This is a genomic window from Chromobacterium subtsugae, from assembly GCF_001676875.1.
In the GTDB taxonomy this organism is placed as follows: Bacteria; Pseudomonadota; Gammaproteobacteria; order Burkholderiales; family Chromobacteriaceae; genus Chromobacterium; species Chromobacterium subtsugae.
The window spans coordinates 1-1,378 of the sequence record NZ_JYKA01000044.1 but is presented as its reverse complement, the minus strand read 5'-3'; the positions used below and the strand labels follow the sequence as shown (position 1 = coordinate 1,378).

Sequence of the window (1,378 nt, the reverse complement as noted above, 5' to 3'; positions counted from 1 at the left end):
GCAAGCCAGGCCGGTGACGACCGCGAAAGCCTGTTCGCCGCCACCTTCCTCTTGATGAGCGAAGAGCTAGGTGAACTGGTCAGCGCGCTGGTGGAGGCGCTGGGCGGGCTTGAGGAGAGTCAACAACACAAGGAGGCGGCGTGATGGAACACACCTTCAAGCACCTCGTCCTGTACGAGGAGCGCCATAGCGATGGCGCAGTCATCACCGACGAAAACGGCTTCAAAGTCGTGGAAGCCAACAGCATGGCTGTTTTGCTCGACTGGGACACCAAGCTTGGCATCGGCCACTGGGCAGATGATCCGCGTGCCAGCATGGAACTGACCGAAGAGCAGCAGGCTGCCAACGCCCGCCGAATCGTGGCCTGCGTGAATGCGTGCGCCGGCCTGCCCGACGCCCTGGTATCGCATGGACTGGTGCCTGCCAGCCGGCATTCGACGGTGGCGCAACAGCGCGATCAGTTGCTGGCGGCGCTGGAGGCTGTGTGCGACTCGTTCCAGCACGTCCCGCTCGGCCCTGGCGCGCTGCAGGACCTATTCAGAGCACGCGCCGCCATCGCGGCATGCAAGGAGTCGGCCACATGAGCAAGCAGCCCTTAAATGTGAAAAAGCCAGCCCGCCAGAAGCTAGAGCGGTTCAGCCATCAGATCAGCCTCACTCTGTCCGATGGCGAGCGCACGCTGCCGCTGGGCGTGGCCAATATCCAGTGGAAAGCCCCCCCCTGGCAGCACTTTGTCATCCTCGCAGCTTTTCATGGCCGCCGTGCTGGGCGCCCAGCGCCGCTACTCGGCCACCATCAAGGGACTGGGCCTGCGCTACCTCTGGCAGATAGCCGACGACGCCGGCAACCGAGTGACGCTTCTGGAAATCGACCAGCGGCACATGGAGGCCAAGGATAAGAAAGAGCCGCTAACCATCAAGCGGCTGGGCTTCGACTCAGTCGAAATCGTGTAAAAGGCCGCGCGAAGCGGCCATTTTCTTGCCCGGCGCCCGCTCGGCGCCCTGGAGAGCAACATGAACACCCACATCAGCACCATGCGCTACGCGATGCAAATCGCCGTACTGGCGCAGCTCCTGGAGCAACGTGAGCGCCAGATCGCGCAATTGGCGACCGTCATTGCCATCAAGGACGAGCAACTGGCCACCCAGAATGGCGCGGCTATGGAATATGTCGCGCGCTGCGACGAGCTGGAAGCCCGCAATAGTGAGCTGGCGCGCCAGCGCGACTTGCTGGCGCTGGAAGCTCAGGAACGGAGGGCGGCGTGAGCTACCAGACCTACGGCGAGGACTACCACGTCACGCCGCGGCCTGAGCCGCTGCCGGCGGCGGCCGGCCAGGCCGATGAGCCGCGCTACCCCGACGACGGGGTGGAGAGCGAC

Annotated in this window: 3 protein-coding genes; all 3 read left to right on the top strand. The window is 64.2% G+C overall.

The window, feature by feature from the left end:
• Positions 1-143: 143 nt before the first annotated feature.
• Positions 144-584: a hypothetical protein gene (locus tag MY55_RS22300; RefSeq protein ID WP_065203062.1), complete on the top strand. Its 441-nt coding sequence runs from the start codon at positions 144-146 to the stop codon at positions 582-584.
• A 168-nt stretch (positions 585-752) separates the two neighbouring features.
• Positions 753-953, top strand: a complete 201-nt coding sequence (locus MY55_RS22295; protein ID WP_065202197.1) for a hypothetical protein — start codon at positions 753-755, stop codon at positions 951-953.
• Positions 954-1,013: 60 nt separating this feature from the next.
• Positions 1,014-1,265 carry a hypothetical protein gene (locus MY55_RS22290; RefSeq protein WP_065203060.1) on the top strand — a complete coding sequence of 84 codons (252 nt, stop codon included), beginning with the start codon at positions 1,014-1,016 and terminating at the stop codon, positions 1,263-1,265.
• Positions 1,266-1,378 lie beyond the last annotated feature (113 nt).